Origin of the sequence: Sphingobacterium pedocola (genome assembly GCF_015209965.1) — a bacterium.
Lineage (GTDB): Bacteria > Bacteroidota > Bacteroidia > Sphingobacteriales > Sphingobacteriaceae > Sphingobacterium > Sphingobacterium pedocola.
Genome location: NZ_MU158689.1, coordinates 943,155 through 959,268, shown reverse-complemented (window position 1 = coordinate 959,268; position 16,114 = coordinate 943,155). Strand labels below are relative to the sequence as shown.

The 16,114-nt window shown below is 43.7% G+C and carries 8 protein-coding genes; all 8 read right to left on the bottom strand.

From position 1 onward, the window contains the following. Positions 1-29 precede the first annotated feature (29 nt). Positions 30-2,678, bottom strand: a complete 2,649-nt coding sequence (locus C4F40_RS04000; protein ID WP_196938072.1) for a glycoside hydrolase family 3 C-terminal domain-containing protein — start codon at positions 2,676-2,678, stop codon at positions 30-32. A 239-nt stretch (positions 2,679-2,917) separates the two neighbouring features. Next, entirely contained in the window at positions 2,918-5,026 is a 2,109-nt protein-coding gene (locus C4F40_RS03995; protein WP_196938071.1) for a hypothetical protein, read from the bottom strand. A gap of 62 nt (positions 5,027-5,088) precedes the next feature. Further along, on the bottom strand, positions 5,089-6,951 hold the full coding sequence (locus tag C4F40_RS03990; RefSeq protein WP_196938070.1) for a sialate O-acetylesterase: 1,863 nt from the start codon (positions 6,949-6,951) through the stop codon (positions 5,089-5,091). Between the two features lie 5 nt (positions 6,952-6,956). Continuing rightward, complete coding sequence (locus C4F40_RS03985) at positions 6,957-8,324, bottom strand: glycoside hydrolase family 43 protein (protein WP_196938069.1); 1,368 nt, start codon at positions 8,322-8,324, stop codon at positions 6,957-6,959. 11 nt (positions 8,325-8,335) lie between these two features. Continuing rightward, positions 8,336-9,898 carry a glycoside hydrolase family 43 protein gene (locus tag C4F40_RS03980; RefSeq protein WP_196938068.1) on the bottom strand — a complete coding sequence of 521 codons (1,563 nt, stop codon included), beginning with the start codon at positions 9,896-9,898 and terminating at the stop codon, positions 8,336-8,338. Between the two features lie 26 nt (positions 9,899-9,924). Then, on the bottom strand, positions 9,925-10,749 hold the full coding sequence (locus tag C4F40_RS03975) for an alpha/beta hydrolase (protein ID WP_196938067.1): 825 nt from the start codon (positions 10,747-10,749) through the stop codon (positions 9,925-9,927). Between the two features lie 153 nt (positions 10,750-10,902). Then, positions 10,903-11,565 (bottom strand): fructose-6-phosphate aldolase, encoded by a 663-nt coding sequence (gene fsa, locus C4F40_RS03970; protein WP_196938066.1) that lies wholly within the window; start codon positions 11,563-11,565, stop codon positions 10,903-10,905. 184 nt (positions 11,566-11,749) lie between these two features. After that, entirely contained in the window at positions 11,750-15,865 is a 4,116-nt protein-coding gene (locus tag C4F40_RS03965) for a hybrid sensor histidine kinase/response regulator transcription factor (RefSeq protein ID WP_196938065.1), read from the bottom strand. Positions 15,866-16,114: the final 249 nt, after the last annotated feature.

The following is a 16,114-nucleotide window of genomic DNA, read 5'->3' as shown; positions in this document are numbered from 1 at the left end:
CCCTTTTATTTTATGCAATCTCCTAACCGCTACTCAATCACAAGATCTATTTTCTTCAATCCTGCATCTACCGAAGTACCACCATACATCACGGTATAGCTGCCTGGTTTAAATACAAGATCATCCGCTTGCTCGTCGTAAAAACAAAAAGCATCCGCTTCAACGACAAGCTCGACAACTTTGCGTTCCTGCGCTTTTATGGGAATCCGTTTAAAAGCCCGGAGTGACTTTACGGGCGCTAATGGATCGTTATTTCTTTTTACATAGACCTGTACAACCTCTTCTCCGTCTTTCGTCGAAGTATTGACGAGCGGTATTACCAGACGCAAACCTTTCTTTCCGTCGATTGGCGTATCAGCCATACGGATATTTCCGTAAGAATAGTTAGCATAGCTCAACCCATGGCCAAAAGCGTAAAGAGGTTCTTCGGTCATATACCGATAGGTACGTCCTTTCATATCGTAATTTTCAAACCCCTGTCTCAACGTATCACCTGTCTGCGTCAAACCATTGTCTAACTGCGCTAGCGTCTTATAAAAAGTAACCGGCAATCGACCTGCCGGGTTATAATCCCCAAATAGCACATCTGCTACAGCAGTACCGGCTTCCTCACCTCCGTACCACCCACAAAGCAATGCATCATAGTTTTGCTCGTCTTGTTCAAGAGCTAGCGAGCTACCCGTACACAATACGAATGTAACCGGTCTCCCCGTTTTACGGAGAGCTGCTAAGAGCTCGCGTTGTACGTTTGGCAAGTCGATCGCGGTACGGTCGCCCCCTTTAAAACCTTCCGCGTTGACAAACATTTCTTCACCTTCCAGCTGTGGAGATAAACCTCCGACATATACGATGGCATCCACCTCCTTTAATCTTTCGGTCAGTTCCGTAAAATCAGCCTTTTCTTTTTTGTACACAGACAGACCAATAATATTAATTTTCCCTTGTTGGCGATGCTCCATAACGATTGGATAGTGTTTGCCTTTTTCTACAAGCACAGGATACTCTTCACCTTGTAAGGCTGTCTTACCCTGACGATTGGCAATCTCTTTTCCGGCGAATGTCAACACATACCCATCATACGCGTTCGCTTTTAATACGACTTCGCCGGTATATGGAGCTACAAATATCCCTGAGATACGTGTGGATGTATTCTCCATGTTGACACCTTGCGCTAATGCAGTGCCTCCCCGATTGCTATACTCAATACCAAGACTATTTATCAATGTGTTCGCAGGTTTTCCTTCAAATGTATTGTTGTTATAAAATTCGACTTTCAATCCCTTTTTCCCATTTTTTTCGGCTAGCAGGACGTCATAGAGCGAATTTCTGACCCATGGATCAACCAAATCACTCCCCTTTTCATACAAAATTTCAGCAGTTGGAATTTTCCGCCGTATACCCTCCAGAATGGTAACCGTGGAAGTCGGAGTTCCGTTATAGTTGCCCCACAACATCATGCTGTCCGCCGCATTCGCTCCCACGACAGCGATTCTTTTTATGTCCTTACGCAGCGGCAACGTATTACCTTCGTTTTTTAGTAAGGTTATGGATTGGCGTGCTACTTCCAGTGCTTGTTCACGGTGTTTTTGTGAAGCCACAATACTATAGGGCAGTTTACTCCACGGCAGGCGATCTTCGCGGTCAAACATACCCAACTCGAACCAACCCCTCAAGACCCTTCTCAGCGAGACATTAATCTGCTCCTCGGTAATCAGTCCTTGTTTCACCGACGCGATGAGGTGTTCGTAAGAACTACCACATTCTAGATCCGTTGAAGTCAAGACAGCATCTGCAACAGCAGCCTCCGGTGTATCATGCGACTCATGATGCCCCTTCTGGTAGAAATCATTTATCGCCCAGCAGTCCGATACCACCATGCCCTCAAATCCCCAACGATTGCGTAAGATATCCATCATCAACGCGTCGCTTCCGCAGCAAGGTTGTCCGTCGTAGGCATTGTAAGCGCACATTACCTCACGTACATTTCCCTCCTGCACCAATGCCTTAAATGCCGGAAGATAGGTTTCCCATAGGTCACGGTCGGACACCACCGCATTATAAGAATGCCTATTCCATTCGGGGCCACTATGCACTGCAAAATGCTTAGCGCAGGCATGTGCTTTAAAATAATTAGGATCATCGCCTTGCAGTCCTTTAACAGCAGCTAATCCGAGCTTTGTAGTAAGGTGGGGATCCTCTCCATACGTTTCCTGTCCCCGACCCCACCTCGGATCACGGAAAATATTGATATTGGGTGTCCAAAACGATAAACCATAATACCTTCCTCTTTCACCCTGGCGGATCGATTCATTATATTTGGCACGTGCTTCATCCGAAATGATCTCAAACGTTTTGAGGTGATTTTCTTCATTCCAGGTCGCCGCCATTCCAATTGCCTGCGGAAACACCGTTGCTTTCCCTGCCCGGGCCACACCATGCAATGCTTCATTCCACCAGTCGTAGGCCGGAATACCAAGACGCTCCACCGGTTTGGAACTGTTCATCATTAAACCAATCTTCTCTTCAAGCGTTAGTAAAGCGATCAGATCGTCAATCCGTTGGTCAATAGGTAAATCTGGATCACGAAAGGTAAACTCATCATCTCCATAGCCCTTCCATGAGCTAAATGCTAATATGGCGAAAGCCAGTAAAAACACTGCTTTAATTTTGTTTTTCATCTGTATAAAATTTCAATGGTGATAAAGCTATCCGATTTTTCACCAGTGTTTGTTTTAATATGTGTTAAAGAGCTCGCAAGCTCGGTTCATTCATTCCCTTGCATGGTTTATTCATCACTTGTTCGCTTTTTAAGGCATTCATGAAATCGCTTCGCTAAGTTCATGAGCTCACTAAGTTCGGTTTGAATAAATCATGATGGTTTCATATCGATTAGCTTTTCTTAAATCATTTGTATAGACTATTTGGCTACAAACAGCACATTATATGTTTTTACGACACCGTTATAATCAAATTTCACAACAGCCTTTTCCGAAAAAGATTTAGCCTGTGTAACGGCGATCTTCACCCTTCGATTATCGGAAGTGGCTTTCACAACTGGAATCCCGCTTGTGCCGGCAGGCACATTATAAACTGCCTCATAAATATCATAACCTGTAATACCATTCGCATTGGTTGATCTTACGGGGTTAGCCGGCAAATCTATCGCTTTTCCATTTAACGTAATACTTACTGTAGGTACCACCGGACGTATGATTTTCTTATCCTTAGTGCTGAATCCAAGCCCAATAAAATCAAAAAGTTCCGCTGAGTCATCCCCCTCAGCGACAAGAAATATCGCATGCTTTTTATCCAAATGATCGACAAACTGCGATACGTCAACGGTAAATTTTGCTTCTTTTGAGTCCGCATTTGCCGGAACAACGATCTCGCCTATTTTTTTCCCTTTCCAGGTATCATTATCCCAAGGCCCATCTAACCATACATTAACCTTGAAGGTTTTTTTTGTTTTCGGGGTAAGGAATAGGTTAAACGCCGTGTTATTTCCCTCTTTCGTGCCTTCGAAGGCTTTCAGTCCCTTCGTATCCTGCTTAAGTCCGCCAAAACCAAAATATTTAAACCCAATGATATGCCCATTCTTTACATTTGTAACCGGCATCTGGTTATCCCAGATATCCCAAGAGTCCTGCATTGTCCCGACCTCCGAAAGATAAGAAGCATAACCCGCCGAATAATATTGATAAGGATCCAATCCATAAATATGAAATCCTTCCGAAGTAACTTCAGCACCTTTATATTCTTTTCCTTGCGTGTCTTTTACCGTCCAGATCTTATTCGCTGCGTACGGATCGTAAGCGCGGATCCTTACCGAACCACCTTCAGCCACCGGTTTTTCATCCCAATCAATGCTAATCGGTGCTACTACCGCCTGGCGCGCATATCCAAAATTTCGGGGAGGTCTATGGTAAAAAGCATACCACTGTCCATTAATTTCTTCAATACTACCATGCGTGTTATGTCCTCCACCAGTCGTTTGCAGTGCGCTTCCATCTTGATTCAACACTGGCGCGCGTGAGTCCACTAAAACACCACCGCTTTTCCAAGGACCCAAAGGAGAGTCACCGACCAGATAGCGTAAGGTAGAATTAGAACTACCGACACCATATTCAGGACCAGAGTAGCCACTATATACCGATACATACTTGTTACCAACTTTACGGATAGAAGACGCTTCAAAGAAATTAAATGCCCCTAAGTCCTCACCTTTCAAAATATTGGGATACTCGGTTCCTTCGGGATCCCGCAGTACACCGTAACGTGCACTTGCCGGAATAAAGCGATCAATAATTTGCGTCCCTGGTCTTACGGAGTACATCGTATTTTGATCCAGCTCCGCTGCTAAAGAACGTTGAAACCCCCAATACGCATACGCTCTGAATCCGATTTCAAAATCGGGATCATTCGGATCCGTAATATAATCAACATACACGGCCGGATCGAATCCAATCATACTACCCGAAATGGTACGTCTGCCATCTTCCGTTAGATTAATCGGTTTGAATGGACCGTCGGGACGACTGCCTTTGGCCACCATCGCCTCGCGGTGTTGCCCACGGCTATGTGGATACAAATAGTATTCTTTCGTACCATCTTTCCTTTTTACTTCAACAAGATCAGGCGCGTACATCACGTCCCATTGTCCATCAATTTCATACGTGAAGATAGCACCTTCATCCCGCCAACTGGACAAATCTTCGACAGCTGCAGACCACATCCGGATATCCGGTCCACAATAGCTGTCCATCCTCAAATCGTGTGATCCGATAATGTATGCCCTGTATTTACCAGGATTATCCGGATCTTCAAACACACGAGGTTCGCCATCGGGCAAGTGTTCCCAAAGCGGTAGGTACGGATTTCCGGCAGCAGTATGTATATATTTCTTATGTGGCATTTTCCCACTAATTGGAATTTGCTGCCCCTTTACAGCAGTAGCCGAAAAAAAGAAAATAGCTACAACTAATAAAAGCATTTGTTGTTTTTGAAAGACAAGTTTGAATCTCTTCATAAATGATATGTTTGATAATTAATTTTTTGTTACCTAAAGTTGTGCGTCATGCGGTAGACATCCTACCAATTATCCGTACGAAATGGAGAGGCTAACAAGCCCTCCTTGTTCATTAAGTTTGCATCTTCTGGATTATCACTCCAGGCATAGCGTACCGCTACGGGCTTGCTGACATCTCTACTGCCAACAATCACTTTATTCCCTTTAATTACCGCTTCGGCCCAGAAGAATTTCTTATCCGCCCCGGCAATGGCAAAATGGCGCAATGCCCCGCCTTTACCGACGAGCGCAGCGCCCACTTCCGTAAACGACAAAACGATCTTGTCTCCCGCTATCTTCATATCTTTGTACAGCGGCCCCGAGCTCAATAGCTTTTCGTCATAGACGAGTTTGCGCGCTCCTAAGAATAGCCGCTGTGCAACGTCTTTTTTGTTTAACGGATGGATATCATTCCATTCTCCTACATCGTAGGTCACAGCCATCGCCGTATGGGGTACTTCCAATGCAGTCTTAAACTGCGCTTCGCGGATTTTCGCCCAGCCACTTTCTTGTGGTACAGCTGATTTTTCCATGTAATTTGGCAACTGTACCAACAAGAATGGCATCTCTGCCCATTGATACAACGCTCTCCAGCTCGTAATTAACGATTTAAGATACGTTTCGTACGTATGCGGCTGACCTGCATTACTTTCTCCCTGATACCAGATTGCTCCTCGTACGTTATAATCACGAATAGGATAGATCATGCCATTATACAATCCCGATCCCGCTGACTTCAGGTTTACCAATTTTTCTTCAACCCTTTTGATGTTACTTAGGTTTTTCGCTACGCGGTATTTCCAGGTTCCATGGAGGTCGATTTCGGCATCGTCACCTACAATTTTGTAGGATTTATCACGCACAAAGCCCCCATTACCCCTATTCGCCGTTAGTTTTACGGTGATATTATTTTGTCCCGCTTTGAGTACCCCAGCTGGAATATCGTATTTTCTTGGCGGATACATATATCCGGTTGTGCCCACAAAATGTCCGTTTATAAAGATCGAGTCACTATCGATCAACATACCCATGTATAGTTTGGCGTGTCTGCCATCCATTGTCGTAGGTACCGTAAAATCCTTACGATAATAAACAACCCCACTGGCAAGAAGCCCATTATCTCGCCATAGTCCCGGCATTTGCATGGTATCCCAGGCTGTATCGTCCCAATTGGCTCTGGACCATAAGCCAGCGCCCTTATCTGCTTCCGCGGATGTTCTTTCTTTTAAGGCTTCTTGATCGACAAGCAAAGACGGAAATTCTATTAGATGTTCCTGACTGATCCAGCTTTCAATAGCTGATCCGCCTAAACTTGAAACCAACATCCCTACCGGGACCCCGTTATGTTGGTAAGCTTCCTGCGCGTAGAAATAGGCAAGTGCCGTCCAATTCATCACATCCGAGGCGATGGCCGAATACCACTTCCCTCCGTCTGCTGTATTATCCTGCACCGATTCCACTGTGTTTTGCGTCGGAACTTTAAAATGGCGTATCATGTGATTATTGGATACGCTGATCTCCGGAAATTTCTCCACAAGCCGGGCAATAGGTGTTTCCATGTTAGATTGTCCCGAGCATAACCATACGTCACCAATCAAAATATCCCTGATAATTAGCGCATTGATTTCCATTAGATAAGGGCCACCAGCTTTTTGCGCTGGCAAAATCACCTGCCATTTGCCATCCGCACCTGCTTCCGTGTAATAGTGTTTTTCCTGAAAACGGACCGTCACCTTCTCGCCCTTATCCGCCCAACCCCATATTTTCAGCTCAATATCCCGCTGTAAGACCATCCGGTCACTGATTAGTGAAGGGAGACGGACTGCTGCAACAAGGCATTGCGTAGTCAATATGGCTAAGAAGACCAAGAATAATTTATTTCTCATATTTATTATTTACCAAATTTCCAACAATCAAAGAACATGATGTTTGAGGGCGCCTTCCCATTAAATACAAAGTAGATATCATGAACACCTTTTACTTTAGCATCGAGTTGTACATCAACCGTCGCCCAACGGTCATCACCTCCGGTCATTGGTATCTTTATCGTTCCGACTACCGACCCATCCACCGACCCCAGGCGAACGTCCATACTCATTCCGCCATTGTGTGTGGTTCCCACGCGTGCAAAAAAGGAAGAAGCTCCCTCTTTTCCAAAGTCCACATTTTTTATACTCGTGAATGCTCCATTCTTTTTTGCTTTCACAAAAACCCCTACTTTATCATTTTGCAAAGATTTAACATTTTCAGACCATGAAATTGTTTCTGCTTGCGTAAGCTCGTATGGATTGACGGTAGCTAAGGCTTTCGTTACACCCGCAGTCATTTTCATCTGTGCAATACTCCCGTCTTTATTGAATACAATTTCTTGAACTGCAACTGAACGCGTAAAGCCCCCTCCACCCGGCAATGCACCATTGTGATAGAAAAAATAGGTTTTCCCTCTAAAGTCGATCACGCCGGGATGATTGGTAAAAGCCTCTCCTTCAGCAGGCATAACGACACCGCCGTATTTCCATGGCCCTTCCGGACTTCTACTGGTAGAATATCCAATAAACTCGGGTAGCGGGCCTCCCGGCCAAAACAAATAGTATAGGTCATTTCGCTTATATAACCATGGACCTTCCTCATACTTTGTCGGGCGTTCTGGATCACCCGCGCGTTTACCGAAAGAGGATTCGGTCATAGGCACTTCGATAATATCTCCGACATACGATATCATATCCTCATTTAACTTGACATACTTCAGCTTTGGGTTACCCCAGTACATATGTGCCTGCCCGTCATCGTCGATAAAGACAGTTGGATCAATATCACCCCATTCGCTTTGCACAAGAGGTTTTCCTAGTGGGTCGCGAAATGGCCCCAATGGGCTGTCAGCCACCGCTACACCGATCGCACCCCTATTATTTGTTTTAGAGATCGCCGGCACATATAAGTAAAACTTACCCTTTTTTTCGACACATTGAGCAGCCCAAGCATCCCCCTTCGCCCATTCGAAATCGGTATAGGAAAGAATAACACCATGGTCAGTCCAATTCACCATATCATTGGTCGAATAAACTCGCCAATTATTCATATTAAACCACGTCGACTCGTCCTCATCTTGCGTGGTATATACATACAACCGATCATTATAAACCATGGGTGCGGGATCGGCTGTATACGTAGTTTGAATTATGGGATTCTGCGCAAATACTTCGTGATCAAAATATAACAACGCGCACAGGGCTAGTAAATACGGCTTGTAATGCTTCATATGAACATTTTTTACGGTGTAATATTAAAATAATCGAAATCAACATATCCCCCTACGTGCTTTGTAGCATAGTTGAAAAGACCAAAGCGATAGCCCATAAATTGTGGGATAGTATAAGTCATTTTCAACTGGGTTCCGATCGGACTCCATTCTTTCCCATCAAGGCTATAAAAGAAGTTGGCTATATCTTTTTTATTGGTAAAATCACATTCAGCTTTTAGATATACTTTCTGCTGATCCAACGGAATGCTTGCGTCCTCTTGTGGCGTACCAGTTGTTGCATTGACCATCACCACTGATTTTTTATGACCGTCCATACGTATACCCACCAAACCATAGTTTTTCTGCAGTAGGGATAAACCTGCAAAATCACCATCTTTCATTTTGGAAAGATCGATAGCAATAGATCCTGTACAAGTAGGTCCAAACGTACGCTGCGTTAATGTATTTCTTGCTTGTAAGAAATCTTGGTCTACCCGTCCTGTTTTCAACCGGAGGTACCCCCTCCGTTCGCTCACCGACCATAAATCATTGACCGGATTGTGATTCCACTGCCATACTAAAGGCAATACTGGATCACCTTTTTTACGGGAAAAATCGTCCGAATTAACGATATGCGGAATTAACCCCTTACTGGCTGGAAGTTCCAATTCATGAGGCACTTTACCATCAACACCGAGTACCGGCCAACCGTCCTTCCATTCAACGGGTACGAGAAACGGAATACGCCCAACGGCACCATAATCCTGAAAAAGATAAGCATACCACCGCCCATTGGGCATATCAATCAGACCACCTTGCGCCACCCCTTTATCTTGCAAAACAACACGTCCCTCATAAGGCCCTTCTAATTGATCCGCTCTATGTACAATTACAGTACGCATGCTTCCAGGAGGCCAAGAAATATTAAAAAGATAGTATTTTCCATTTACCTTAAACAACTGTGAGCCTTCAGCCGGCAAGCCACCACGTGTACCCTCTGGTATACTAGGTAAAGTTGCATTTTCGATCAGTACACGTTGTGTCTCTAGCTTCACGCCCGATAGATCGGACAATAGCTCTACGATGCTTACTTTACCTCCACCCCAGATCATATAAATCTTATCCCCTTCAAAGAAAAGCGTATGGTCATGCAGCGCAGGTTTAAATTCCTTTACCTCCCACGGTCCTTTTTCGATATCCTTGGTCGAATAGATATATGTTTTTCCTGTAGTTTGGGCAAAGGTGCTGACGTAGTACATTCCGTTATGATACCGGAGACTACTCGCCCATGATCCACGTCCATAAGTGCTTTTGCCATTGTCGAGGTTCAGTTCGTCCATATCCGCCAAGGCGGTATGCCCGTAACCAATAAGTTCCCAATTGACCAAATCATTAGACTTCATCAAAGGCAGTCCCGGATTCATATGCATCGTCGTACTGCTCATATAGTATGTATCCTCCACACGTATCATCGAGAGATCTGGAACATCTGCGAAAATAATCGGGTTTTGCGCTTTTTGCGCTTGGACTATATTGCCGGTCAACATAACTATCGGCATTATAACGCTAATCAGAAGTGGTAATTTTCTCATAGATGATATTTTTGTAAACTTTATCCCTATTTAAAAAGAAGTTGGGAAACTTGGTATAAATCATTTTTCCAAATCTTGAAGTCGTGGCCTCCCGGTTCTATATAGTAGATATGTGGAATATGATGTTTTTCTAAATATGTATGTGTGCGTTCCGAAAAGCGAATCAACCCGTCCTGGTCACCGCAGGATATCCAAAGGAATTTCAACTTATCTTTGGCTTCCTGCGGATTAGGTAGTAATTGTTCAGGTTCGCGCGTATTAGGTGCAGCGGAAAAACCACCCACCCACGCAAATATATCCATGTTTCCGAGACCAAAGTTCAACGCTTGCCCACCACCCATTGAAAGCCCAAACAACGCGCGGTGTGCCTGATCCTTTTTAGCGGCATAATGCGCTTCGACAAATGGTATAAGATCTTCTAAAAGGTCTTTTTCAAAAGTGGAAAAAGCCGCTACCTTTTCCTTGTCCATTATATTTCCGGTCGCGCGGTCATCTTTCATGGCACGTCCATTTGGTAATACGACGATCATGGGTTCCAGCTTTCCGTCTGCATACAAATTATCTAAAATAATATTTGGCACACCATTTTTGAACCATTCTAACTCGTCCCCACCTATACCGTGCAATAGGTATAAAACTGGATATTTTTGTTCAGAAGAATATCCTGGGGGAGTATATACTAACGCTTTACGGTTTACGCCGACGGTATTAGATGGATAAGATATCGTGTCCATTTTACCGCGTTCAATATGCTCTCTATAGATATCAAATCCAATAGGAGCCGCCTTTATTTGTGCATGAGATACTGCAGACGAGATCACAGCAAGCACCAGTAACACTATATTTTTCATATTAGGGCATATTAAGTTGTATGGTTTATAATTTATTTTATAGTCGTATTGTATTTAAATGTTAGTATCTCCAAGTCACGTCTCACCTGAGAAAACTGTTCCCTCTAAATTTATGAATTCCATATCCACTCATTATCAAGAATTTAAATCTAATTATTTCCCTTCCGACACGCGTTTATGATCCGCAAGAAATTGTGCTAAACCAGAATCTGTTAGTGGATGCTTCAAAAGCGATGTAATGGCCGATAACGGTGATGTGGTAACGTCAGCACCAAATTTGGCACAGTTCACAATATGCATCGCGTGACGAACGGAAGCCGCTAATATCTGCGTAGGAAATCCATAATTGTCATAGATGAGGCGAATGTCGCTGATGAGTCCCAAGCCATCTGTCGAAATATCGTCCAAACGTCCCAAAAACGGAGATACATACGTCGCCCCCGCCTTAGCCGCCAGCAAAGCTTGTCCGGCAGAGAAAACCAGTGTACAATTTGTCTTAATACCAGCGTTCGAAAAGTACCTGATCGCTTTTATCCCCTCTTTAATCATGGGAACTTTCACCACAATCCGATCATCCAACTTGGCGAGTTCCAGTCCTTCACGAAGGATTTCATCATAATGAATAGCGATAACCTCCGCGCTTACGTCACCATCTGTAATGGCACAGATCGCTTTATAATGATCGATGACGTTTTCTGCACCGCATATACCTTCTTTTGCCATCAGAGAAGGGTTGGTGGTAACACCATCCAATACGCCCAGATCTTGTGCTTCCTGTATATCTGCCAGGTTGGCTGTATCAATAAAAAATTTCATATTATTTTGCCTGTATAGTTTATTTGGTCGTGTCCATTTGGCACAACCAAAACTATAAAAACAAGTCTGGAAGGAAGGGTAAGAATAATGAAAAAACTAGAACAAATGTTTAAAACACGGTCTTTGCATCTTCAGTTCATCATATACGACAAAAGCCCCAGTATTTGTTTTTCAAACATATCGATTAATTCTTGAACGCCTGCACGTATTCAGAGGGTGTCCGCTGATACTTCGCTTTGAATACCTTGGTAAAATAGTTTGGGTTGGCAAAGCCCGTTTCATAAGCAACTTCCGCGATGGTTTTATCGCTTTTTTCCAACAACACTACTGCACGTTCCAACTTAGCCGAGCGAATAAAATCGACTGGAGACATACCAGTATAATCGAGTAACCTGTTGTAGAGTGAGGCCCGGCTTATAGACAGGTAGGCGCTTAAGTTCTCTACTGAGAGCTGTGGATTGTTCATGTTTTCATAAATATAAGCCAGAATCTTCTGAAGAAATAGTTCCTTTTCCGAAACAACCTCTATCTCGGGAGCCACAACAGAAACCTGCTTGGTATAGACGTCTCTAAATGCCTGATTTAAAACCAGCAGACTATTCACTTTGGCATGCAATACGGTTATATCAAATGGCTTGGTGATGTAATCGATTGCTCCGGCTTCCAAACCGCAGATCAGTCCGTTTTTGACCTGCGCAGCTGTTAATAACACGACGGGAATATGTTTCGTCCGTCGATCTTGCGTGAGCTTCTGTGCAAGTTCCATACCGTTCATAATAGGCATTTGCACGTCGCAAAGGATGATATCAGGATGATGAAAAAGTGCCTTCTGCCAGCCCTCTTTTCCATTAGAAGCTTCAAACACCTGATAAGAAGATTCAAGGCTATCCTTCATATAAAAGCGAAAATCATCATCATCTTCTACGATCAAGATGGACGGTTGGCGGCGTACATCTCCCGGATCTACGCGTAGGCTTTCCGTAATACCTTCCAGCTGTTCGTCCTCAGACGATACCACTGCCAAAGAATCGCTTAACACAGCTTCACTGCGCTTCATCCACAGATTGAAGGAAAAACAACTGCCCGTTCCCGGTTCGCTTTCTACTATAATATCTCCACCATACATCTGTACAAAGGTCTGGGCTATAGAAAGGCCAATTCCAGTACCTTGGTTAATCACGGCTCCGGCCGTATCATGTTGAAAAAAACTCTCAAAAATATGCAACTGCGCCTCTTTCGGAATGCCTATTCCTGAATCTTTGATTGCCACCCGCACTTCCATTTTTTCACCATCGAAAGAGAAGTTCGCTATTTCGACATGCACCGAAATATTTCCTCCTTTAGGTGTAAATTTGAAGGCATTCGACAAGATATTAAAGAGCACACGCTCAATCTTATTCTGATCAAATGCAGCGTATACCCTATCCGTTGTAGCTGAGAAGGAATAATCTATATTCTTCTGTTGGGCCAAATCGCAAAATGAGTTACTGATTTCTTCCACAAACGAAATTAGTTCAGTATCACTTTCCTGCAATCGTAGTTCCTGTTCTTCCATTTTTCGGAAGTCGAGCAATTGATTAACCAAATTGAGGAGTCGTCTTGCATTTCGTTTTACCAAGCTGAGCTGCTCGGACGCTTTTACATCTTTCATCTGACGTAGTAAGTTGTCAATCGGCCCTACGATCAGTGATATAGGCGTACGGAACTCATGGCTTAGGTTGGTCAAAAATTTTATCTTCATCGTGTCCAATTGATGCAACTGTTCGGCTTCTTTGCGCTCCTGCTCGATCAGTTGCTCCACCCGGATTTTTTCCTGTTCCTGTGCGAATTTTGCTTCCAGCTTACGTATCCCTCTGTGTCGTATATAGAATAGTCCACCCAAAGCAGCAATGATATAAAAAATGTATGCGTATATCGTGCGCCAAAATGGAGGTGCCACATATATTGCAATGGATTTAATCTCCTCATTCCACATACCATCGTTATTACTCGCCCGGACATGAAACGTATAATTTCCCGGATCCAAATTCGTATAATAAGCACTATGCTCCTTTCCCCCTTGGATCCAATCCCTATCAAAGCCCTCAAGCATATACTCGTACTGATTTTCTTCAGGTACGGTGAAATTCAAGATCTCAAAAGAAATAGAAAAATTTTGTTTGTATTTCAGGTTAATCTGCTCTGCAACGAGTAAAGATGCACTTATCGGGCCATTTTCACTGGGTAAAATAACTTTATTATCTATTTTGAGATCCGTTAGTACGACCTTAGCCGGATTTTTATTAATCTTCAACTTTGCCGGATAAAAATGGTTAAATCCGTTCTGCCCCCCAAAAAACAGTTCACCGTCTGGCAAAAAGGCACCCGCGCCACGCATAAAGGGTCCCGACTGCAATCCGGCTAGATGCGAATAGCTTTTAAATACTTTATCATCCGGATCGTAACAACTCAACCCCTTATTCGTGCTGAACCAAATATTACCCGCGGCATCTTCTACAATACTTTGCACAACACCATTGATCAGTCCATCCCGTTCCGAAATAATAGTGAATTTCTCAGCATTTTTTCGCAGCAGACCAACACCGCTACCGTTTGTTCCCACCCATATGTTGCCCTTTTTGTCCTCCTTAACCGACAATACATAGTTGCTCGGCAGGTTATGACTATCCTTGTTGTAAAATGAAAACGTATTTGTTGCACGTCTAAAAACGCAAACTCCGGATCCATATGTTCCGATCCACATATCCCGTTGACGGTCCTCTTCAAAGGCACGTATAAAATTACTGCTCGGTTCCGGTCCTCCACCTCCCACAGTGGTCTGACGGGTATATTTCCTTATTGTACCGTCTGTTGCGCGAAGCACGTTAATACCACCCCCATTCGTACCTATCCACAGATCACCTTGAAAATCCTGCTTTAAACAGAAGATGTCACTGTTGTTGAGTTGATCGTTGCCGTTCCCTACTCCATAACGCACGCTTTTACGGGTTACCCGATTGTAATAGAACAAGCCTTCTTTATAGGTCCCGATCCAAAATTGTTCGTCATTTTTCTGTTCCAGTGCTAATATGGTCAGATCGTGCCCTAAGTGATCCCTACTCGCGGTTAGGTCCAACAGCCGTAGTTCATCCTTAGCCCGGTCATAGAAGTGTACACCTCCGCCATCCGTACCCACCAATATATTATTTTTATCCGCTAAGAAGGAGGTAATCATCCGCGTATTTAAACCATACCCGTCGGCCGTGCGTATATCCTTCAAGTTAAATTGGCTTAAATTTGTATCATATTTATTTAATCCCCCCTGAAAAGTACCCACCCAGTATATACCGTGTGTATCTACGAGCATGGAGCGGATGGATTGATGACTAATGCTATTCGGGTTCCTACCATCAGGTTTGAAGGTTTTTACAGAAAAACTGGATACATCCATAATGTCCAATCCACTATCCGTACCGATCCATAATCCGCCTTTACGGTCGTTTGCTAATGCATAAATGCGATCTCCGGCCAGGTTTCCTGACGACTGAAAGCGTTTAAATTGTCCCCCCCCATTTTCTAACACGTACAAACCATCTAAGGAGCCTACCCAAATTCTATTAGCGACATCTTCAATTATCCCCGTAATCAGGTTGTCGCTACCCCCACCAGTAGCCAAAGTAGAAATAGGATATGATCCCGCTTCACTAAGTTCCGCGTTAAATACATGCACCATGTTATCTACCGCAATCCACATCCGTTGTTGGCTATCTTCAAAGACGCGGTGAGAGACTCTTCCTTGAACCCTATTTATTACGTTGTCGTATGATACATTGATCTGGCTGTCTTTATCTTTTCCGTTTATTATAAATAGCGCTCCATATGATGAGACCCATAGGTATCCATTCCTATCCACGAAAATAGACGTAATGGCGGTGCTCAACCAACGACCGTCAGGTGCTCTGTCATAATGAACTATTTTATCTGTCGTCCGATCGTAATAGCTTAGTCCGCCACCGTTCGTACCAATCCATAAACGTCCTTGATGATCCTCACACAGGGCGGTAACGTGGTTTACTTTAAGCGTACCTTCCACATCGGGATCATGTCGATATACCTTGTAATTAGCGCCATCAAATCTATTCAGTCCATCTTCTGTTCCTAACCAAAGGAATCCAAAGCTATCCCGGCACATAGCAAAGATCGTATTAGACGACAACCCGTCTTTTGAATAATAGCTTTGGAATGCTGTGGGGTGCTCTTGCGCACTGGCAATGGTAACAACATAAAATAAAAGGAAAAAAAAAACAACTATCTTGTTCATACGGTATCGAAAATTGTCCGGCTGGTTAGCGGGGTTTATATATCTTTTACTAAGGTATTAAAAATTGTAGTAAACAGACTAGAATTTTTACATCAAAACATTATTCCTGTCAAAAAGACATTTATATTTAGGATAGAGGTTGCTATGCCCTCTATTTTCCGCTATCTAAATGCTCAAAAACTACACTGAAACGCATTAAACGCATACCTTGACATTCTTACCCATCATTTAGACATTCGTTGCATCGTA

Excerpts from the sequence above, each read along its gene's own strand:
- C4F40_RS03975 (WP_196938067.1), bottom strand. The coding sequence starts at position 10,749 with ATGAAAAATATAGTGTTACTGGTGCTTGCTGTGATCTCGTCTGCAGTA.
- C4F40_RS03995 (WP_196938071.1), bottom strand. The coding sequence starts at position 5,026 with ATGAAGAGATTCAAACTTGTCTTTCAAAAACAACAAATGCTTTTATTA.
- C4F40_RS03990 (WP_196938070.1), bottom strand. The coding sequence starts at position 6,951 with ATGAGAAATAAATTATTCTTGGTCTTCTTAGCCATATTGACTACGCAA.
- fsa (WP_196938066.1), bottom strand. The coding sequence starts at position 11,565 with ATGAAATTTTTTATTGATACAGCCAACCTGGCAGATATACAGGAAGCA.
- C4F40_RS03980 (WP_196938068.1), bottom strand. The coding sequence starts at position 9,898 with ATGAGAAAATTACCACTTCTGATTAGCGTTATAATGCCGATAGTTATG.
- C4F40_RS04000 (WP_196938072.1), bottom strand. The coding sequence starts at position 2,678 with ATGAAAAACAAAATTAAAGCAGTGTTTTTACTGGCTTTCGCCATATTA.
- C4F40_RS03985 (WP_196938069.1), bottom strand. The coding sequence starts at position 8,324 with ATGAAGCATTACAAGCCGTATTTACTAGCCCTGTGCGCGTTGTTATAT.
- C4F40_RS03965 (WP_196938065.1), bottom strand. The coding sequence starts at position 15,865 with ATGAACAAGATAGTTGTTTTTTTTTTCCTTTTATTTTATGTTGTTACC.